Origin of the sequence: Paraburkholderia sp. UCT31, assembly GCF_014397655.1 — a bacterium.
Taxonomy (GTDB): Bacteria; Pseudomonadota; Gammaproteobacteria; order Burkholderiales; family Burkholderiaceae; genus Paraburkholderia; species Paraburkholderia tuberum.
Window position 1 is genome coordinate 20,223 of the sequence record NZ_VZQP01000058.1, and the last position, 21,295, is coordinate 41,517.

Annotated in this window: 16 protein-coding genes; 10 read left to right on the top strand and 6 right to left on the bottom strand. The window is 64.5% G+C overall.

Annotated elements, in window-relative coordinates; genetic code table 11:
• The first annotated feature begins 253 nt into the window (after positions 1-253).
• From F6X40_RS33880 to F6X40_RS33905, 6 genes are all read left to right on the top strand, one after another.
• Entirely contained in the window at positions 254-2,044 is a 1,791-nt protein-coding gene (locus F6X40_RS33880) for a methyl-accepting chemotaxis protein (protein ID WP_187630828.1), read from the top strand.
• A gap of 369 nt (positions 2,045-2,413) precedes the next feature.
• Positions 2,414-3,175 carry a 2-keto-4-pentenoate hydratase gene (locus F6X40_RS33885; protein WP_187619491.1) on the top strand — a complete coding sequence of 254 codons (762 nt, stop codon included), beginning with the start codon at positions 2,414-2,416 and terminating at the stop codon, positions 3,173-3,175.
• Between the two features lie 590 nt (positions 3,176-3,765).
• Positions 3,766-5,688 (top strand): PrkA family serine protein kinase, encoded by a 1,923-nt coding sequence (locus F6X40_RS33890; RefSeq protein WP_187630829.1) that lies wholly within the window; start codon positions 3,766-3,768, stop codon positions 5,686-5,688.
• A gap of 162 nt (positions 5,689-5,850) precedes the next feature.
• On the top strand, positions 5,851-7,122 hold the full coding sequence (locus F6X40_RS33895) for a YeaH/YhbH family protein (protein ID WP_187630830.1): 1,272 nt from the start codon (positions 5,851-5,853) through the stop codon (positions 7,120-7,122).
• A 233-nt stretch (positions 7,123-7,355) separates the two neighbouring features.
• A complete protein-coding gene (locus tag F6X40_RS33900; protein WP_184065973.1) occupies positions 7,356-8,879 on the top strand; it encodes a SpoVR family protein in 1,524 nt (507 codons plus the stop codon).
• 267 nt (positions 8,880-9,146) lie between these two features.
• On the top strand, positions 9,147-10,454 hold the full coding sequence (locus F6X40_RS33905; protein ID WP_184065970.1) for an MFS family transporter: 1,308 nt from the start codon (positions 9,147-9,149) through the stop codon (positions 10,452-10,454).
• 135 nt (positions 10,455-10,589) lie between these two features.
• On the opposite strand, the gene F6X40_RS33910 is transcribed toward F6X40_RS33905, so the two are convergent.
• The 5 genes from F6X40_RS33910 to F6X40_RS33930 all read right to left on the bottom strand — a co-directional run bounded on the left by F6X40_RS33910 (position 10,590) and on the right by F6X40_RS33930 (position 14,851).
• Complete coding sequence (locus F6X40_RS33910; protein WP_187630831.1) at positions 10,590-10,817, bottom strand: hypothetical protein; 228 nt, start codon at positions 10,815-10,817, stop codon at positions 10,590-10,592.
• Complete coding sequence (locus tag F6X40_RS33915; protein WP_187630832.1) at positions 10,783-11,898, bottom strand: glycosyltransferase family 2 protein; 1,116 nt, start codon at positions 11,896-11,898, stop codon at positions 10,783-10,785. Before F6X40_RS33915 ends, F6X40_RS33910 begins: the two co-directional genes overlap by 35 nt.
• A gap of 226 nt (positions 11,899-12,124) precedes the next feature.
• The gene (locus F6X40_RS33920) at positions 12,125-12,352 is read right to left on the bottom strand and encodes a hypothetical protein (RefSeq protein ID WP_184065963.1); all 228 of its coding nucleotides are present in this window, start codon (positions 12,350-12,352) and stop codon (positions 12,125-12,127) included.
• Between the two features lie 77 nt (positions 12,353-12,429).
• Positions 12,430-13,359, bottom strand: coding sequence for a LysR family transcriptional regulator (locus tag F6X40_RS33925; protein ID WP_187630833.1), 930 nt, complete (start codon positions 13,357-13,359; stop codon positions 12,430-12,432).
• A gap of 94 nt (positions 13,360-13,453) precedes the next feature.
• Positions 13,454-14,851, bottom strand: a complete 1,398-nt coding sequence (locus F6X40_RS33930; RefSeq protein WP_222946242.1) for a DHA2 family efflux MFS transporter permease subunit — start codon at positions 14,849-14,851, stop codon at positions 13,454-13,456.
• A gap of 151 nt (positions 14,852-15,002) precedes the next feature.
• Between F6X40_RS33930 and F6X40_RS33935 the strand changes: the two genes are divergently transcribed.
• Entirely contained in the window at positions 15,003-15,863 is an 861-nt protein-coding gene (locus tag F6X40_RS33935) for a LysR family transcriptional regulator (RefSeq protein WP_184065957.1), read from the top strand.
• A gap of 41 nt (positions 15,864-15,904) precedes the next feature.
• On the opposite strand, the gene F6X40_RS33940 is transcribed toward F6X40_RS33935, so the two are convergent.
• On the bottom strand, positions 15,905-16,261 hold the full coding sequence (locus F6X40_RS33940; RefSeq protein ID WP_410452557.1) for a carboxymuconolactone decarboxylase family protein: 357 nt from the start codon (positions 16,259-16,261) through the stop codon (positions 15,905-15,907).
• 142 nt (positions 16,262-16,403) lie between these two features.
• Here F6X40_RS33940 and F6X40_RS33945 point away from each other — a divergent pair, with 142 nt between their 5' ends.
• From F6X40_RS33945 to F6X40_RS33955, 3 genes are all read left to right on the top strand, one after another.
• A complete protein-coding gene (locus tag F6X40_RS33945; RefSeq protein WP_187630834.1) occupies positions 16,404-17,462 on the top strand; it encodes an NAD(P)/FAD-dependent oxidoreductase in 1,059 nt (352 codons plus the stop codon).
• A 514-nt stretch (positions 17,463-17,976) separates the two neighbouring features.
• Positions 17,977-19,950 (top strand): PAS domain S-box protein, encoded by a 1,974-nt coding sequence (locus F6X40_RS33950; RefSeq protein WP_187630835.1) that lies wholly within the window; start codon positions 17,977-17,979, stop codon positions 19,948-19,950.
• A 120-nt stretch (positions 19,951-20,070) separates the two neighbouring features.
• Complete coding sequence (locus F6X40_RS33955; RefSeq protein WP_187630836.1) at positions 20,071-21,267, top strand: acyl-CoA dehydrogenase family protein; 1,197 nt, start codon at positions 20,071-20,073, stop codon at positions 21,265-21,267.
• Positions 21,268-21,295 lie beyond the last annotated feature (28 nt).

Below are 21,295 nucleotides of genomic sequence, written 5' to 3' on the forward strand. Positions count from 1 at the left end.
ACCGTCAAAAATCGTGCTTTGACGAATATCGCCGCGTTTCCCTGCGCGCCGCGAACACACTCATTTCCAGTCAACTTGCTTTCAACGTCTTACAACGTCTTTTTTCATACCTTTTAAATGCTTCAAGTCTATGAGTGCGCTGCCGTAAACGGAAATTAGAGCGCTCTTTCAAAAAAGCGCCGGACCCAACACACGCCGCTCCCAGGCTGCGTAGGCAGCAGCCTCTCATTGAGTACAGCACACAGGACCAAGCATGTTGAATAAAGGCATCACGATCAAGGCGCGAATTGGCCTCACGATGGCGTTCCTCGCCGCGTTGCTGGTTGCGATCGGCGTTTTCGGTCTGTTCGGCATGAGCCGTTCGAACGACGCCTATGAGGACACGTTCACCAACGCGATGCCGGGCGCGGTGAACATCGGCAACGCGGAAATCTACGCGGCTCGCGAACGACTCGCGCTCGACCGCGCCGCGTTCCTGGTCGGCACGCCGGAAGCGGCCACCACCATCGAGCGCGGGCGCATGCTCGGGGGCACGTCCGACATGTGGTGGAAAAAATATCTCGATCTGCCACGCGACGCGGACGAAGACCGGCTTGCGCAGGACGTCGCCGCGAAGCGCAACGCGCTGCATCAGCAACTCGAAACGTTCGCGGCGGTGATCACGGCGAACGATCAGGGCAAGCTGGTCGAGCACGCGAAGAATCTGCAGGTCGTCTTCAACGACCTCGTCGGCGCCGACGACGCGCTGCGCAAATACCAGTTCGATTCGGCCAGGCAGGGCTACGACTCCGCGCAGAGCAGTTTCCAGACGTTTCGCGTGGTCAGCATCGGCGCGCTGGTGATCGGCGTACTGGCGGCGGCGCTGTCGTATCTGACGCTGAGCCGCTCGATCGCGCGTCCGCTCGACGAAGCGCTCGGCCACTTCGATGCGATCGCGGCCGGCGATCTGCGTCGTCCGGTGATCGCGACATCGCGCGACGAAATGGGGCAACTGCTCGAAGGAATCGCCAGAATGCAGCGCAGCCTCACCGAAACGGTGCGCAGCGTGCGCGGCGGTAGCGAGTCGATCGCGACCGCGACGCGCCAGATCGCGGCGGGCAACATCGACCTGTCGTCGCGGACCGAGGAGCAGGCGTCGGCGCTGCAGGAAACCGCCTCGAGCATGGAGCAGCTGACCGGCACGGTGCGGCAGAATGCCGACAACGCGCGCCAGGCGAGCGCGCTCGCGGCCAACGCGTCCGAGATCGCCAACAAGGGTAGCGCGGTGGTCGGCCAGGTGGTCGGCACGATGGGCGACATCAACCAGAGCTCGGCGAAGATCGCCGACATCATCTCGATCATCGAAGGCATTGCCTTCCAGACCAACATCCTCGCGTTGAATGCAGCCGTCGAGGCGGCGCGCGCCGGCGAGGAGGGGCGCGGCTTCGCGGTCGTCGCGGGCGAAGTGCGCAGCCTCGCGCAGCGTTCGTCGGCGGCGGCCAAGGAGATCAAGGAGCTGATCGATACGTCGGTCGAGCGCGTGCAGTCGGGCTCGGCGCTCGTCGACGAGGCCGGCCGCACGATGAGCGAAATCATCGGCGCGGTGCAGCGCGTGACCGACATCATGGGCGAGATCGCGGCGGCGTCGGAGGAGCAGAGCGGCGGCATCGACCAGGTCGCGCGCGCGGTCACGCAGATGGACGAGGTCACGCAGCAGAATGCGGCGCTCGTCGAGGAAGCGGCCGCCGCCGCGTCGTCGCTCGAGGAGCAGGCGGCGCGGCTGCGCAGCGCGGTCGCGGTGTTCCAGGTCGACGACAGCGGCCGTGGCGGTCACGAAGCGGCGTCGGCGCTTGCGGCGCCGAAGCGCCCGGTGTCCACGAGCCCGGTCGCGACACGCGCACGCAAGCTCACGCCGGCTACCGCGCAGGCGGCGTTGCCGGCGAAGTCATCGATCCCGGCCGCGGCCGCTGTCGCGCCGCCGGTAGCGGCCGCCTCCACGCCCACGCGCGCGCCGGCCAGGTCCGCGGCGACGGCCGGCAGCGATCGGGATTGGGAGACCTTCTGAGCTGGCTCGGATTCAGGTGTACATGGGCGGCGGCGCTGTCGTGCCTCAGGTGAGTCGAGACGCGCCGTGCGGCGCAACAGCTGTTCCCGTTCCCGTTCGCTAGCTGTCCGGCATCCGCGTCGCACCCGCGACGATCGCTTCGCGAAAAGCCGCGCCTGGACACCCCATGCGCGGTTTTTTTTCAGCTCCGGCAAGAATTAACGTTTGCGCGCCGACGCCTTTCACCGGCGCGTGTCGCGATCCGGTACATTGACGGGCACGGCCCCGATCCGTTTGCGCGGCGCGCGGCTGCCCGCACCTCCAACAGGTGGTTCCCACATATTGCTACGTCCTGCGAACCCTGCCATGCGCCAGCCACAAAGAACCGACATGACGCGATACGATCTTGCGCAACGCCTCGTCGAGGCACGCCGGCAGCGCCGGCCGATCGACGCGCCCGCACCCGACAGCCTGCCGCCCGACGCGGCGACCGCCTACGCGATCCAGCAGGCGGTGATCGTGGGCCTCGGCGAGTCGACCGGCGCGTGGAAGATCGGCGCGAAGTCGCCGGGCGGCGCCGCGTCGGGCGCACCGATTCCGGCCTCGCTGGTGATGCCGTCGCCAGCGAGGCTCGCGCATGACGGCTTCTTTCGCGTGCTGGTGGAGCTCGAGATCGCGTTCCGCTTCGACGTGACGATCGAGCCGCGCGCTCAGGCGTATGCGCGCGACGAGGTACTGTCGAAGCTCGGCGCCGTGCTGCCGGCCATCGAGATCGTCGACAGCCGCTTCGCCGAATGGCCGAACGTCGCGCCGCTCGCGCAGTTGGCCGACGCGCAGAACAATGGCGCGCTGATCACCGGCCATCCGGCCGTCTATGCGAGCCTCGCGCGCGGCTTCGACTTCGTGTCGCCGGAACTGGAGCTGAGTTTCAACGGCCGCTCGCTGATACCGGAAGTGACCGGCAATCCGGCAGGCGATCCGCGCGAGCTGCTCGTGTGGTTCGTCAACCATTGCGCGGCGATGGGCATCACGATCGAGCGCAACTGGACCTTGACCACCGGTTCATACGTCGGCGCGCACAAGATCGACGAACCCGGCATCGTGCGTGGTCATATCGACGGATTGGGTGAAGTGGAAATTGAACTGACCTGATCGATGCTGCGGCGCTTGTAACCGCAAATTACAACGCTTGATTCCAAACGGCTGCCCGCGTGCAGCCGTTTTTATTTTGGCGAATTTGAAACGGTGGCAGTCTTTGAATCGTCAACCTGTTCGAATGCATTTGTTGCAACCTTGCCGCGTCCTTCCGTAAACACCTATGAGAGCGCCGCGCGTTCGTCACGTGCATGCTTTTTGTGACGAAGTGTGCGTGCGCAGACAGCCGCTTTTTGGTGGCGGGTCGACGGTGCGGGTACGGGATGTGCAATAGCAACGCGGTGACTTGACGCGATGCAGCGGTCCGGCGAAGTCCTGCAGGAGCACTGAATAGCGATGCGGTGCTGAAGAAAGTAGCGATACAGCGGTGCAGCGGATGATGTGATTGGTTGCTGCGTGAGTAAAAAAATTGTAGGTGGTCGAATCTCTGTTTCCAGGTGAGGATTGTAGCGTGGCGGTTACGGCGCGATTTTCGCAACGTAGTCCGTGAAAAAAAATTTAAAAGGGTTTAGGATGAATTCGAGCGATGTCGTTTCCGAATAGCGCGCCGCGCACGACATCGCCCCAGACTTCGGCGAGGAGGTAGCATGGATATCTACAGCAGTTTCGCGACCCGCTTCGAGAAAACACGGGAGGACGAACTCTCGCTCGAGGAGTATCTCGCGCTCTGCAAAGACAATCCCGCCGCGTACGCCACTGCGGGCGAACGCATGTTGACGGCAATCGGAGAACCGGAACAGATCGACACCCGCAACGATCCGCGTTTATCGCGTATCTTCGCGAACAAGGTCATCAAGGTATACCCCGCATTCCGTGAATTCTACGGAATGGAAGAGGTGATCGAACACGTGGTCGCCTACTTCCGGCATTCGGCCCAGGGGCTCGAAGAAAAGAAGCAGATCCTGTATCTGTTAGGACCGGTCGGCGGCGGCAAGTCGTCGATCGCGGAACGTCTGAAGCAATTGATGGAACGCGTGCCGTTCTATGCGATCAAGGGCTCGCCCGTCAACGAATCGCCGCTCGGTCTGTTCGACTACGAGGAAGACGGTCCGATCCTCGAAGAGCAATATGGCATTCCTCGTCGCTACCTGCGAGGCATTCTGAGTCCGTGGGCGGTCAAGCGCCTGCACGAGTACAACGGCGACATCCGCAAGTTCCGCGTGGTGCGCCGCTATCCGTCGATCCTTCGCCAGATCGCTATCTCGAAGACCGAACCGGGCGACGAGAACAATCAGGACATTTCGTCGCTGGTCGGCAAGGTCGACATCCGCAAGCTCGAACAGTACGCGCAGGACGATGCCGACGCGTACAGCTACTCGGGCGGCCTGTGCCTCGCGAATCAGGGCCTGCTCGAGTTCGTCGAAATGTTCAAGGCGCCGATCAAGGTGTTGCACCCGCTGCTCACGGCGACCCAGGAAGGCAACTTCAAGGGCACGGAAGGCTTCGGCGCGATTCCGTTCGACGGCATCATCCTCGCTCACTCGAACGAATCGGAATGGAAGGCATTCCGCAACAACCGTAACAACGAGGCACTGCTCGACCGGATCTTCGTCGTCAAGGTGCCGTACTGCCTGCGCTATAGCGAAGAGGTCAAGATCTACGAGAAGCTGCTGCGCAACTCGTCGCTGGCCAACGCGGTGTGCGCGCCGGGCACGCTGAAGATGATGGGGCAGTTGTCCGTGCTCACGCGTTTGCACGAGCCGGAGAACTCGAGCCTGTTCTCAAAGATGCAGGTCTACGACGGCGAGAATCTGAAGGACACGGACCCGAAGGCGAAGTCGTATCAGGAGTATCGCGACTTCGCGGGCGTCGACGAAGGCATGACCGGCGTGTCGACCCGCTTCGCGTTCAAGATTCTGTCGCGCGTGTTCAACTTCGACTCGACCGAGGTCGCGGCCAATCCGGTGCATCTGATGTACGTGCTCGAACAGCAGATCGAACGCGAGCAGTTCCCGCCGGAAACCGAGCAGAAGTATCTGTCCTTCATCAAGGACGTGCTCGCGTCGCGCTATGCGGAGTTCATCGGCAAGGAGATTCAGACCGCGTACCTGGAGTCGTACTCCGAGTACGGTCAGAACATCTTCGACCGCTATGTCACGTATGCGGACTTCTGGATCCAGGATCAGGAGTTCCGCGACCACGACACCGGCGAGAGCTTCGACCGTGCCGCGTTGAACGCCGAGCTGGAGAAGATCGAGAAGCCCGCGGGCATCAGCAATCCGAAGGACTTCCGCAACGAGATCGTGAATTTCGTGCTGCGTGCGCGGGCTGCGAATGCGGGCAAGAACCCCGCGTGGATCAGCTACGAGAAGCTGCGCGTCGTGATCGAAAAGAAGATGTTCTCGAACACGGAAGAGCTGTTGCCGGTGATCTCGTTCAACGCGAAAGGCTCGGCCGAAGAGCAGCGCAAGCATGAAGACTTCGTCAATCGCATGGTGGCGAAGGGCTATACGCCGAAGCAGGTGCGCTTGCTGTGCGACTGGTATCTGCGCGTGCGCAAGTCGTCATGATGCGCGCATGATACTCATGGTGTGCCGCCCGTACGGTTCGACCGTACGGGCAACCGGCGAGGCGCAAGCCGCATAGCGTTGCACTGCGCGGCGGGCGTCTCGCGCACCCGAAATATTAGTGCGGCCGCAGGGAATCGCGGTTGCATGGACGGGAGACCGGGCGTGCTTCATCAAATCATCGACCGCAGGTTGGCAGGCAAGAACAAGAGTATTGCGAACCGTGAGCGCTTTTTGCGCCGCGTCAAAAACTATATTCGTCGTGCCGTTTCGGAGGCGGTGCGCGATCGCAGCATCAAGGACATCCAGAACACCCAGAGCATCACCATTCCGCGCAAGGACATCGCGGAGCCGTCGTTCCGTCATGGACCGGGCGGCCGGCGCGAGATGGTGCATCCCGGCAACTCGGACTACATCCGCGGCGACAAGATCCAGCGCCCGCAGGGCGGCGGTGGCGGCGGAGGAGGCAGTCAGGCCAGCAACGAGGGCGAGGGTCAGGACGACTTCGTGTTCGAGCTGAGTCGCGAAGAGTTCATGCAGTATTTCTTCGACGACCTCGAACTGCCGCGTCTCGTCAAGACCCATCTGATGGCCGTGCCGACGTGGAAAAGCGTCCGCGCGGGCTGGGCCGCGGAGGGCACGCCAAACAATATCGACGTGGTGCGCTCGTTGCGCAGCGCGCTCGGCCGGCGCATCGCGCTCGGCGCGCCGCTCGTCAACCAGTTGCACGAAATGGAGCGGCAGCTGGAAGAGTTGAGGGCCGATCCCGCCGATCGCCGCGACGAGATCAAGCTGCTCGAGGACGACATCCACCATCTGAAAGGACGCATCTGGCGGATCCCGTTCATCGATCCGTTCGATCTGCGCTACGTGAATCGCGTGAAGCAGCCTACGCCGTCGAGCCAGGCGGTGATGTTCTGTCTGATGGACGTGTCCGGTTCGATGGACGAGCAGCGCAAGGATCTCGCCAAGCGCTTCTTCATCCTGCTGTACCTGTTCCTGAAGCGTAACTACGAGCGCATCGAAGTCGTGTTCATCCGCCACCACACGCGCGCCGAGGAAGTCGACGAAGACACGTTTTTCCACTCGACCGAAAGCGGCGGTACCGTGGTGTCGAGCGCGCTCGAACTGATGCGCAAGGTGATGGACGAGCGCTATTCGCCGACTGAATGGAACATTTACGGCGCCCAGGCGTCCGACGGCGACAACTGGACCGACGACTCGCCGAAGTGCCGCAAGATACTGTCGGATGACATCCTGGAGAAGGTGCGGTATTTTGCGTATATTCAGGTGACGCCCGAAGAGCAGAATCTGTGGCTCGAATACGCGCAACTGGCGCTGTCGCAACCGCACATGGCGATGAAGAAGGTCGAAACCGCGGCCGATATTTATCCGGTGTTTCGCGAGCTGTTCGAGAAGCAGGCGGCGACTTCTTGATGGGATGCTGGTGGCGCACGAAGCGCCTGAACGACGAAGCGCGCGGCGATTCGTACGACAAGGGGTGACCCGCCGTATGTCCGCGCCGCAGCGCAACAAAGGCGTGCCGCAGCGACAGTCGGGGCATGCCGAGGCAGGAGCGGCCAGCACGGGAGCCGCTCGCGCCGGAGCAGTCCGCGATGCTGCAGCACGGGACACACCGGAACGCCCAACGAGGGCAAAGGGAAGTCCGTATGAACGTAGCCGATAGACGGCCTCTGCCGTGCCCGTCCGACTGGACCTTCGAATTGATCGAAGAGTACGACTCGCATATTGCTCGTGTTGCGGAGCAATACGAGCTTGACGTGTATCCGATCCAGCTCGAACTCATCAGCGCCGAACAGATGATGGATGCCTATGCGTCCGTCGGCATGCCGGTGAACTACCGTCACTGGTCGTTCGGCAAACATTTCCTTTCCACCGAAAAAAGCTATCGCCGCGGCCAGATGGGGCTCGCGTACGAAATCGTCATCAATTCGAACCCCTGCATCGCGTATCTGATGGAAGAGAACACGATGACGATGCAGGCGCTCGTCATCGCGCATGCGGCCTACGGTCACAACTCGTTCTTCAAGGGCAACTATCTGTTCCGCTTATGGACGGACGCGCACGCGATCATCGACTACCTCGTCTACGCGAAAAACTACATCGCGGAATGCGAGGAGCGCTATGGGCTCGATCGCGTCGAGGAATTGCTCGACTCGTGCCACGCGCTGATGAATTACGGCGTGGACCGTTACAAGCGGCCGCAGAAGCTGTCGCTCCAGAAGGAGTTCGCCGCGCGTCGCGAACGTGAGGCGTATCTGCAGTCGCAGGTCAACGAGTTGTGGCGCACGTTGCCCACGCGCCATACGCCGCTGCCCGAAGAGGTCGAGGGGCGCTATCCACCCGAGCCGCAGGAAAACCTGCTGTATTTCGCGGAGAAAAACGCGCCGCTGCTCGAAGCGTGGGAGCGCGAGGTGATCCGCATCGTGCGCAAGATCGGCCAGTACTTCTATCCGCAGCGGCAGACCCAGGTGATGAACGAAGGCTGGGCGACGTTCTGGCACTACACGCTGCTCAATACGATGTACAACCAGGGCAAGCTCGAAGACGGCTTCATGATGGAGTTTCTCCATTCACACAGCAACGTCGTCTATCAGCCGCCGGTCACGAAGCCGTATTACAGCGGCATCAATCCGTATGCGCTGGGCTTTTCGATGATGAGCGATATCCGGCGCATCTGCGAAGCGCCGACCGACGAAGACCGCAAGTGGTTTCCGAATCTGGCCGGCAGTCCGTGGCTGCCCGCGATGCACTACGCGATGCGCAACTTCAAGGACGAGAGCTTCATCGCGCAGTATCTGTCGCCGCATCTGATCCGCGAAATGCGCCTGTTCTCGGTGCTCGACGACGACATGCGAGACGCGCTCGAAGTGTCGGCGATTCACGACGATAGCGGCTACCAGTACGTGCGCCAGGCGTTGTCGCGGCAGTACGACATGCATCACCGCGAGCCGAACATTCAGGTGTGGGCCGTCAATACACGCGGCGATCGCAGCCTGACGTTGCGGCATTTCATGAGCGACAACCGGCACCTGTCGTCGGATAGCGACGAGGTGCTCAAGCACATGGCGCGCTTGTGGCAGTTCGACGTGTACCTCGAGAGCGTCGACGAAAACGGTACCGTCAGAAAACGGCACGACTGCCGGTATATGCCGCCGTCCGTGAGAATATGAGCGCCGCCTGACTCCTGCCTGACTCCCGCCTGAGCGGTCCGTGTCGCCCGTCAAGCCCCTGCCAGTCCCGAACTGGCAGGGGCTTCGTTCTGTTGGTGCGCAAATCCGGCCGACCCAGGGCTTTCATCAGGCCACGCTGACAAAAAACCTTCCTGTGCTTTCATTTATGTAAAATTCGCGCACCCGCGACGGCCGCTCAGGCTGGGCGCGCGACATCAAGGCGGCGCCACGACCGTCCTCTTCGTTTAAATAAGGAAAGACACCAGCATGAACGACCAAACCGAACAATACGTCGTGGCCTCGGCGCACGACACACGGCGGCGCATTTTTGCAATCGTCGGCGCTTCATCGGGCAATCTCGTCGAGTGGTTCGACTTCTATGTGTATTCGTTCACGGCGCTTTACTTCGCGCCGTCGTTCTTCCCGAGCGGCAACACGACGACGCAGTTGCTGAACACGGCCGGCGTGTTCGCCGCGGGCTTCCTGATGCGGCCGATTGGCGGCTGGTTCTTCGGGCGGCTCGCTGACAAACGTGGTCGCCGCACCGCGATGATGGTGTCGGTATTCATGATGTGCGGCGGCTCGCTGGTGATCGCGATGCTGCCCACCTACGCGCAGATCGGCGCGCTCGCGCCGGCGTTGCTGCTGCTCGCGCGGCTGTTGCAGGGGCTGTCGGTGGGCGGCGAATACGGCACCAGCGCGACCTACATGAGCGAAGTCGCGTTGAAGGGCCGGCGCGGCTTTTTCGCGTCGTTCCAGTATGTCACGCTGATCGGCGGCCAACTGTGCGCGCTGCTCGTGCTCGTGACCCTGCAACAGACGCTGACGACCGAAGAGCTGAAGGCGTGGGGCTGGCGTGTGCCGTTCGTGATTGGCGCCATCGCCGCGTTGATCGCGCTCTATCTGCGTAAATCCCTTGATGAAACCACCACCGCGGCGATGCGCCAGCGCAAGGAAGCGGGCACGCTGCGCGGGCTGTGGGAGCACAAGACCGCGTTCATGACGGTGCTCGGCTTCACGGCCGGCGGCTCGCTGATCTTCTATACGTTCACCACCTACATGCAAAAGTACCTGGTCAACACGGCCGGCATGCACGCGAAGACCGCGAGCTCGGTGATGACCGCCGCGTTGTTCGTCTACATGCTGATGCAGCCGGCGTTCGGCGCGTTGTCGGACCGCATCGGGCGGCGCCGCTCGATGCTGTGTTTCGGCCTGTTCGCGACCCTCGGCACGGTGCCGCTGTTGCATGCGCTGAAAGACGTGACGAGCCCGTATGCGGCCTTCGCGTTGGTCGTGGTGGCGCTCGCGATCGTCAGCTTCTATACGTCGATCAGCGGCCTGATCAAGGCGGAAATGTTTCCACCGCAAGTGCGTGCGCTTGGCGTAGGGCTGTCGTATGCGCTCGCCAATGCGATCTTCGGCGGCTCGGCGGAATATGTCGCGCTGTGGCTGAAGTCCGCCGGTGTCGAGACGATGTTCTTCTGGTACGTGACGGCGCTGTGTGCACTCGCGGGTATCGTGTCGCTGCGCATGCGCGATCCGTCGTCGGAAGGATATCTGCGGCACGAGCCGTGAACCGCTAGTCGGGCACGGCGAAACGTCGTGGCGCGATGGCAGCGTTCAAGCGGCGGTCCAGGGCAACCGGGCCGCCGTTTTTCATGGCATCGACGTTTGCGCGTCAATCCGCAAGCGAGGATCAGCGCGCTTCGCTCAACTGACGACGATCCGTGTCCCCCACGCATGCAGCAGGTCGCGCAGGCTATCGGCCTGTTCCATCCTCGCGCCGCTGCGCAGATGAATCTGCACCGCGCGGCCGGCGATGCCGTCGATCGGTTGCGCGAACCATAACTCGACCGCGAGACCTGGTCCTCGCTCGCGCCGGTCGCGACGCGCCTGTCGCAACTCATACCGGCTTCGGCCCGTTGTCGACGAACTCATCGACCCTCGCGGCCTCATTCACCGTGGCCGCGCCGACGGCCGCGACCGTCGCCATCGAAGGCGTCGCCGCTACGCCGGCGACAGCATCGGCCGCCGCGCGCGGCATCGGCAGACGGCCACGCCAGGCCGCGCGCGCCAGCATCAGCAGATGGTAGTAGAGCCGCGCGCTAAAGCCGTAGTTGTAGGCGAACAGATGCGCGCGCGCGATGCGCCAGGCCGCGCGCGCCTCGCCGTTTCTCGCGTGAATCGACACCACGATCGGCACGAGCCGCCGCAGCGCCTGCCGCCGCGACGGTTCGAGCGGCGCCGGCAGACGCAGCGACTTCACGAACGCATAGGCGCTCAACGTTGCGGCCATGCTCGTGCCGCGCGTGCTGTGCGAGACCGACGTCGCGGTCTTCCGATACACCGACACATAGTCGTGCAGATAAAACACCTCGCGCGCGGCCAGGCATAGCTCGGTGCCGAACACATAGTCGCAGCACACGCCATACCGCGCGTCGTAGCCGACCCGCTTGACGAGCCGCGCGTCGGCCATCCAGCCATTGTTCGGAAACATCTGGATCAGGCCGGTGCGGCCCGCGAGCGGCTGGAGACCCTCGCGGGCCTCGGTGCGCCGGAACGCCTCGTTCAGGCGCGCGCTCGCGGCGAGATCGATCGCACCGTCGTGATCCGCTTCGTATTGCGCACCGAATGCCGCATCGAGCCGCGGATAGCGCTGCCATAACGACACGAGTTTGTCGACGGCGTCGCTCGTCAGCAGATCGTCGTCGTGGATCAGCAGGATCTTGTCGCCGCGCGCCCGCTCGAACAGGCTCGACACATTGCGCGCCTGGCCAAGCGGCGGCTCGTGCTTCTCGTAGCGCACGCGCGGCTCGTCGCGGTAACGCTGCAAGATCAGTTGCCGCGAGCGCGCGTCCGTCGAATCGTCGCCAATCACGATTTCGACATGCGGATAGCTTTGCGCGAGGCACGAGTCGACGCATTCGATCAGCAGGTCGGGACGATTGCAGGTGGGCACGCAGATGGACACATGGGCGACCGCCGCACGGGCGAGGGGAGAACTTGACGCGTTGGACATGATGACGCCTATTATCGATCGGAAGCGGCAAAAACCGGCGGAAAGCGGCAGCCGGTTCGCAGGGCGCACACCTTGCTGCAAGCAGCAAAATAGTCCAAGGCGTCAAAAAAATATTCGGTAAAAATGAGGAAGAAATGTTTGCTTACAGAAAGGTGTTGGAAGGAAAAAGTGATGCGGCCCGGGTGCACGATGCAGCCAGGGCCGCTCTGACATAGGGTTCTATTTTTCAACCGACTGACGGTTCGCCCTCGCCGGACTTTTTGCCCGGACGGTCCGCCGGAGACTGCTTGTGACCTTCGTCGTGGCGCTCGGGCATCTTGCTCTTCGCGTTGTCGCTATGCACGGCGCGGTGCGGATGCGCGAAATCCTCGGTCTGGGCGCTGGCCTCGCTTTTCGATTCGTTGTCGGCCGCGCTTTTTGCTTCGCCTTGGGATTTTTCCGTCGTTTTGCTCATCGCTGCTCTCCTGGAGGGAAGACAAGCCTCCGGCAGCAAGACCCGGACCCGGGCGGGAGCAAACAGACGTTCCGCGCTCAGGCAACCGCGTGGCGCGGCCTGCCGCCCGTCAGCGACATGATGAAGTCGAGAAACGCGCGCACCTTGGCCGGCGGATGGTGCCGCGACGGATACAGCGCATACAGCGGGTACACCTCGTCGCCCCAATCCGGAAAGAGCTCGATCAGCTTGCCGCTCGCGAGCAGCGACTCCGCGCCGAGCGCGAGAATCTGCGCGATGCCCTGGCCCGCGATGCATACGCTATGCAGCGTGCCGACGTCGTTGACGGTCAGCCGCCCCTGCGGCGTCAGCGCGAGCTGCTTGCGGCCGCGATGGAATTCCCAGCTGAACGGATAACCGGTGAGCGGATCGCGAAACTTGATGCAGATATGCCGGCCGTCTTCGAGCTCGCCCGGATTCGCCGGCTTGCCATGCTTCTTCAGATACGACGGCGCCGCGACGGTCAGGATGCGCGTATCGAGCAGCTTGCGGGCGACGAGCGTCGACACCGGCGGGTCGCCGAAGCGGATCGCTACATCGAAGCCGTCCCCGACCATGTCGCCCAACTGGTCGCGCGTGACGAGTTCGAGCTGCAGGTCCGGATGTTTGTCGATGAAGCCGCCGAGGCGCGGCCCGAGCACGAGCCGCGAAAAGAACGGGTCCATGTTGACGCGCAGACGGCCCCGCACCGCGGTCGCGCCGTGCGCGGCGGAGGCGGCCGCTTCCTCGAGTCCGCCGAGCAGCGGCACGATCTGCTCGTAGAAACGCCGGCCTTCGTCGGTCAGCGTGACCGAGCGCGTGGTGCGGTCGAACAGACGAATGCCGAGGCGTGCTTCGAGCCGGGCGACCGAACGGCTTACGCCCGATTGCGACATGTCGAGCGCTTCACCGGCGGCCGCGAAACTGCCGCAATCGACGATCGCAGTCAGGACGCCCATGCCGTTCAGCACGCGCTCATCGAATGGCATCGGGGCTCCCTGCCTGGTAGCCATGGATGCCCGACATGCTAACGCGAAGACCTTTCGAATGCATGCGCCGGCACACGATGAAACGCGTCGCGTCTCAACGCCCCGCGCTCGCCGCAGCCTGGCCGCGAATCACGCGCGTGCCCGACGGGTCGTCGAGGTGGCGGAAGATCCACGCGGACACGAGCGTGATCGCGCCGACGCACACAAATGCGAGCCGGAAGCCGAGCGCCGCCGACCATTGCGCCGCGAACAGATTGACGAGCCCGCCGCCGATCGACACGCCAAGCCCGATCGCAAGCATCTGCACCATCGAGAACAGGCTATTGCCCATGCCGGCGTCTTCGTGCGACAGGTCCTTCAGCGTGACACTGTTCATCGCTGCGAACTGCATCGAGTTGGCCGCGCCGAACACCGCGAGGATCGCGATTTCGATCACGAGCGGCGTGCCGAGCGAAATCAGCGAGAACGCGACGATCGCCGAGCCGACGATGACCGTGTTGACGAGCAGGAACGTGTCGTAGCCGTAGCGGCGCACGAGCGGCGCGATCCAGCGTTTCGCGAGCGTGCCGGCGAGTGCCGCGGGCAGCATCATCAGACCCGAGTGCAGCGGCGAGTAGCCGAGCTGCAATTGCAGCAGCAGCGGCACGAGGAACGGCACCGCGCTCGAACCGACCCGGCATACGAGGTTGCCGATCAGGCCGACGCTGAAGTTCGGCTCGCCGAACAGCGACAGCTTGAACAGCGGATCGCGGCGGTTTCTGGCGTACGGAATGTAGGCGAGCGCGCTGGCGACGGCCAACGCGAACAGCCCCGCCGACCACGCCGCGCGATGCGAAGGGACCGGCGCGTCGATCGCGAGCGAAAACGCGATCATGCACGACGACAGCAGGGCGTAGCCGATCACATCGAACGGCGGCGCCTGCGCCTCGTCATGCGACGGCAGAAAGCGGTGCACCGCGTACAGACCGAGCGCGCCGATCGGCACGTTGATCAGAAAGATCCAGTGCCACGTGATCGCCTGCACGAACCAGCCGCCGAGCGTTGGCCCGGCGATCGGGCCGAGCTGCCCCGCGATCGATATGAACGCGAGCGCCGACACGTATTGCTCGCCCGACACGCTGCGCAGCACCGCGAGGCGTCCGATCGGCAGCAGCATCGAGCCGCCGAGGCCTTGCAGTACGCGCGCCATCACGAGCTGGCCGAGCGTGTGCGCGCTCGAGCAGCAGATCGAGCCGAGCACGAACACGAGAATGGCGGCGAAATAGACGCGGCGGGTGCCGAAGCGGTCGGCAAGCCAGCCGGAGGCGGGCGTCAGCATCGCCATCGTCAGCGTGTAGGCGACGACGACCGGTTGCATCGCGAGCGGCGCGACGCGCAGGCTGTTCGCGATCGACGGCAGCGCGGTGTTGACGATCGTCGTGTCCAGCGACTGCATGAAGAAGCCGGCGGCGACGATCCATAGCAGGGCGGTTTGAGAGGAATCCTTGGTCATGTTTTCGACAGCGGGCGCGGCGGCGGCAAAGCGGCGCCAGAGCGGGGCCAGGTGGAATTCCGTCATCTTATTGACATCCTCGTCAATCGGGAACCCCACTAAGCCCGCTGACTGTTATCGACAATGCCGATAAGCGGGGCCACAATCACGCATGCTCAATCCAATCTGGCTCAAGACCTTCTCGACCGTCGCGGCTTGCCATAGCTTCACCGAAGCGGGGCGGCGGCTCGACCTGACGCAGTCGAGCGTCAGCGAACATATCCGGCGCCTCGAACAGAGCGTGGGCCGGCGCCTGTTCCTGCGCGACACCCATTCGCTCGCGATGACACCCGACGGCGAAGCGATGCTTGCGCATGCGAGCGTGATCCTGCAGGCGCTGTCGCGCGCGGAATCGCAGTTTCGCGCGCCGCGTCTGAAGGGGCGCGTGCGGCTCGGCTCGTCGGACGACATCGCGCTCGGCCCGCTCCCCACCGTGCTCGCGGCGTTTCGCAACGCGCATCCCGACGTCGAACTGGAAATCACGATCGGCATGACGGGCAGGCTCTACGAGTTGCTCGACGCGGGCGCGATCGATCTGCTGGTCGGCAAGCGCCGGCTCGGTGACCGGCGCGGCGTGCCGCTTTTCACCGGGCGCCTCGAATGGCTCGCGCGGACCGGCACGCTCGTCGATCTGAGTCAGCCGCTGCCGCTGATTCTGGTCGCCGAGCCGAGTGTGACGCGCGCGGTCGTGCTCGATGCGCTCGCCGAAGCCGGCGCGAGCTGGCAGATCGTCTGCACGAGCAGCAGTCATTCCGGCTGTATCGCGGCCGCGCGCGGCGGACTCGGCATCACCGTGCGGCCGCAGTATCTGGCGGCGCGCGGCCTCGCGCCGCCGTTGAATGCGGCCGGACTGCCGACGCTGCCGTCGGTGGAATTCATCGCGCTGGCGGCGAAGCGCTTGAGTCGCCCGGCGGGCACGCTGCTGCAGTTGCTGCATGACAGCGACTTGCGCGGGTCGTGGATCGGGGAGTGAGGCGGGCAGTGCGTCGCCTCATGCTGCCGTCATGCCGCCGCTCAGGCCGGCATCTTCCGGAACGAGATCGCGAAGCGGTTCCATGCATTGATCGCCGAGACGAGCAGCGTCAGGTCGACCAGTTCCTCGTCGCTGAAATGCGGCCGCACCGCCTGCCATACCGCGTCGGGCACATGATCGTGCGACACCAGCGTCAGCGCTTCGGTCCACTCGAGCGCCGCGCGTTCGCGGTCCGTGAAGAACGGCGTTTCGCGCCACACGACGACGGTCGCGAGACGCCGCTCGGTTTCGCCGCCCTTGCGCGCGTCCGCCGTATGCATATCGACGCAATACGCGTAGCCGTTGATCTGCGACGCGCGCAACCGCACCTGTTCTTGGCCGATTCCAGGTATTTTCAGGTAGCCACTTTCGGGCGTTGAGCGGGCACGCCTAGCACCCTTACCGTCGACGATGGCATCGTTGCCGCGTGCGGGCCGATTCGGTATGGTGGGTCATCGACGCTTCCATTGCGCCTTTCACCGTGATCCGGAGACCTGCCCCATGACCGTTGCCACCGATCCGTCCGCTGTGCCCGCCTCGCCGATCCGCACCGATGTCCTGATCGTCGGCGCCGGTCCCGTGGCTCTGTTCGCGGCATTCGAGGCCGGCGTGATCGGCCTCACCTGTCAGATCGTCGACATACTCGGACGGGTCGGCGGCCAGTGCATCGAGCTGTATCCCGACAAGCCGATCTACGATATCCCCGCGATTGCGTCGTGCACCGCGCGCGAACTGGTCGAGCGACTGGTCGCGCAGTGCAAGCCGTTCGATGTGCCGATTCATCTGGAACAGCGCGTCGACACGGTCGAGCAGCGCGACGACGGACGCTGGACCGTGCGCACGCAGCGCGGCCTCGTGTTCGACGTCGCGGCGATCCTGCTCGCCGCCGGTAACGGCGCGTTCGTCCCGCAAAAGCTCACGCTCCCCGAGGCCGTGCCGCTGGAAAAGCGCTACGTGCACTACAGCGTGCCGCGCCTCGCCGATTTCGCCGACAAAAACGTGGTCGTCGCGGGCGGTGGCGATTCGGCGCTCGACTGGGCGCTGGCACTACGCAAGGTCGCGCGGCGCGTGACCCTCGTGCATCGGCGCGCCAGCTTCAGCGCGGCCGATTCGAGCGTCGATCTGATGCGGCGCGCGGTCGACGCTGGCGAGATGGACTTCGTCGTCGGCGGGATCGCGGCGCTCGATGTGGAAGACGGCGCGCTGCGTTCGTTCACGCTGCGGCAGGTCAACGGCGAGACACAGCTCGAAGCCGACCATCTGATCGCGCTGTATGGACTCGTCGCCGATCTCGGACCGATCGCGCAATGGGGACTGACGATTCATGGCGGGCGCGTCGACGTTGATACTTCGAACTACGAAAGCTCGCGGCCGGGCATCTTCGCCGTCGGCGACATCGCAAACTATCCGAACAAGCAGAAGCTGATCCTGTCGGGCTTTCACGAGGCGTCGCTCGCGCTGCGCAAGGCGTACGCGTACGCGTATCCCGACAAGAAACGCGTGCATGTCCATTCGAGTTACGACGCGAAGCTCGCGGAAAAGATCGGCGCGGCGGCTTGACGGGCGCGCCAGCGCAGCAGCGGTTTCGACTCGCGACGCGTGCCGATTTGCAGCGATGTCGCGCCGGGCCGGCCGTTGGCATCACGCGACGGTCGGCCGCCGTTATCTGCTCGTGTTCCTCGCGGCAGGCAGTATTTTCCAGCGGGTCGACTCGCGGCGGCCGCGGCGCTCGCGGCCTTGTCTTTCTTTCTTTCTTTCTTTCTTCCTGGCCTCATGGCGGCCGATCGCGCAGCCCGCCGCGTCGTGAATACCTTTTTCAATTGACACGCCTGTTTTTGCCAACGAAGGCCAAAACGGAAAGCCGAAACCGCAGTGCGGCGACGTTTTCCGTCATGACCCGCTAGCTGTCGCGGGGCTCGTCGTTATAAGCTTGGCGCCTTATCAGCCGGCGCGCGAGCGCCCTTGGCGACGCATCCCGGCCCCTCCGTGGACCGCGCAACCGCTTGCGCGACGGCTTCGCCGCCGGCCAGGCGCGAGGTTTGCTTAAGACGAAAATTCCAATGACGTGTCCGCCATGACCCAGCTCGATGCTTCTTCTTCCCGCGACTACGGCGGGCCCGCTCCAGTGCAGGCCGAGGCCGCGCCGTCAGCGCCCGTCGGCGTCGATTATTTGTCGCTCGTGCAGGCGATTTCGGACTACGCGATCTTTCTGCTCGATGCGAAAGGCAACATCATCAGCTGGAATGTTGGCGCGCAGAAGCTGAAGGGCTATGCGGAGAGTGAGATCGTCGGCCAGCATTTCTCGCGCTTCTATACCGAGGAAGCCGTTGCGCGCGGCTGGCCGACCTACGAGCTGGAACAGGCGGCGCTGACCGGCCGTTTCGAAGATGAAGGCTGGCGCGTGCGCAAGGACGGCACGACGTTCTGGGCGAACGTCGTGATCACCGCGATACGCAACGAGAAGGGCGAGGTCACGGGCTTCGCGAAGATCACGCGCGACCTGACCGCGCAGCGCGAATACCTCGAAGCGCTGCGCCAGAGCGAGGAGCGCTTCCGTCTGCTCGTCGATAGCGTGAAGGACTACGCGATTTTCATGCTCGATCCGCAAGGCTTCGTCGTCAGCTGGAATTCAGGCGCCGCGCGCATCAAGGGCTATACGCACGACGAAATCGTCGGCCGGCACTTCTCACAGTTCTATGTGCCCGAGGAGGCCGCGGCCGGCAAGCCCGCGCGCGAGCTCGCGATCGCGCGCCAGATCGGCACCGTCGAAGACGAAGGCTGGCGCATGCGCAAGGACGGTTCGACGTTCTGGGCCAACGTGATCATCACGGCCGTCTATGACGAATCGCGACGCTTGCGCGGCTTCGCAAAGGTCACGCGCGATTTGACCGAGCGGCGCCGGCGCGAGGAACTGGAGCGCTCCGGGGAGCGCATGCGCGAATTTCTCGCGACGCTCGCGCACGAACTGCGCAATCCGCTCGCGCCGGTGCGCAACGCGATCGGCACGATGCAGATGGAAACCGATCTGAGCCCGGTGGTCGCGCGGGCGCGCGATCTGATCGATCGCCAGGTCACGCACCTGACGCGACTCGTCGACGATCTGCTCGATATCGGCCGCATCATGTCCGACAAGGTCGAACTGCGTATTGCGCGCGTCGATCTCGCCGAGCTCGTCGCGCGCGCGATCGAAGCGGCGCGGCCGTTCACCGACTCGCGCGAGCAGCGCGTGGTCGCGCATGTACCCGACGCTCCCGTGATGATTCGCGGCGACATGACGAGGCTCGTGCAGGTCCTGCAAAACCTGCTGCACAACGCGTCGAAGTTTTCGCCGAACGGCAGCGCGATCGAGCTGCAGGGACGTGTCGACTTTCGCATGGCGGTGCTCGAAGTGCGCGACCCCGGCTGCGGCATTCCGGTGCGCTCGCTCGACAAGATCTTCGAACTGTTCGCGCAGGAGAAGGAAGGGCAAAGTTTCGGCGAGGGCGGCCTTGGGATCGGCCTGACGCTGTGCAAGTCGCTCGTCGAAATGCACGGTGGCAGCATCGTCGCGAGCAGCGAAGGACTGGGACTCGGCAGCACGTTCACGCTGAGTCTGCCGCTCGCCTCCGCGCAGTCCGACACCGCGGAGAGCGGCACGATCAATGCCGCGCCCCACGTGCAGCCGCTGCGCATTCTAATCGTCGACGACAATCGCGATTCGGCCGACAGCCTCGCGATGCTGCTCGAACTGAAGGGCCACGAGGTGCGTATCACCTACGAGGGCGAGCATGCGCTGCAGATCTCGCCACGCTTCTCGCCGCATCTCGCGCTGATCGACCTCGCGATGCCGAAGATGGATGGCTATGCGACGCTCGCGGCGATGCGCGCGCTGCCCGAGATGTCGCGCACGATGTACGCGGCGATGACGGGTTTCGGCCATGCGAGCGATCTCGATCGAACTCGCCACGCGGGTTTCCATGCGCACCTCGTGAAGCCGGTCGAGATGGTGGTCCTCGACGCGTTGCTCGCGAAGGCGGATGGACGTCTGAGCGGAAGCGGCGGGACGTAGCCGCTGTTTCGCTGCGCGGCTGCCTCGCCGGCCGGGGCACGGTGTTTGCTGCCACTCTGCATACGTTCCAGTCCGCCGCCGCCCGGCGGGCCGCGGATCTAACCGGTGCAGGGAGGCACGATGTTCGACACGCGCGACCACGCGGCCAGCTTCAAGGCCCAGTCACGGCAGGTCTCAAATCAGCACGGTGGCCGCGCACTACGCGCGAGCGCCCGCGCGCCGCAGCCCGGCAAGCCTGCTGTCTCGCTCGACGATTTTTTGCGCGACGCGCGTTTCGAGGCGAACGATCCCGCTGCCCTCGGAGCACTGCTCGCTGATCTGATCGAGCGCGGCTACGATCGCGCGCCGACCTCGCCATGGCCGGGGCATGGGGAGACGCTGGTGCGCTGGCGCGCGCTGGCCGCCGTCGCCGCATGCGACCTCGGCCTCGTCAAACTGTTCGAAGGCCATACCGATGCGCTCGCGATTCTCGCCGAGCTCAATGGTCCGCTGCCGCCCGCGGCAAGCCGCTGGGGCGTGTGGGCCGCCGAAGCGCCGCACGCGCGGGTGCGCGTCATCGACGAAGAAATCCAGACCGTTGCCGGCGAGGGCGCGCAGGTGCGCCTGTCCGGCACCAAAGCCTGGTGCTCCGGCGCGCAGGCGCTCACCCATGCGCTCGTGACCGCATGGCGCGACGACGAGCCCGTGCTCGCGGCGCTCGCGCTGGACCAGAGTTCGATCTCGATCGATACATCGAAGTGGCAGGCCGTCGGCATGCAGGCGACCGCGAGCGCGGATGTCACGTTCAAAGACACCGTGGCGACGCTCGTCGGTGCGCCGCATGCGTATCTGCGCCGCGCGGGCTTCTGGCATGGCGGCGCCGGTATCGCCGCATGCTGGTACGGCGCGGCCGCGCAAATCGCGCGCACGCTGCGCGACGCGTGCGCCCGGCACGCGGACGCGCATCGGCTCGCTCATCTCGGTGCGACCGATGTCGCCTTGCAGTCGGCCGCCGCGCTGCTGCGCGAAACCGCCGCGTGGATCGACGCGCAGCCGTCGGCCGATGCAGCGACGCGCGTGTTGCGCGCGCGTCTGGCCGTCGAGCAGGCCGCGAGCGCCGTGATCGAGCACGCTACACGCGCGCTCGGCGCGGGCCCGTTGTGCCGCGACGCGCGCTTCGCGCGGGCGCTCGCCGACCTGCCGGTGTTTCTGCGGCAGAGCCACGCGGAACGCGACCTCGCAGCGCTCGGCGAACGGCTCGTCGAGGCCGCTGACACGACTGCCGCGCCGGCATCGCATCAGGCGTCTTCGCAAACACTCGCGCCGTGGACGCTATGACTTTTTCCCCCTGCCTTGAGAGGATCGC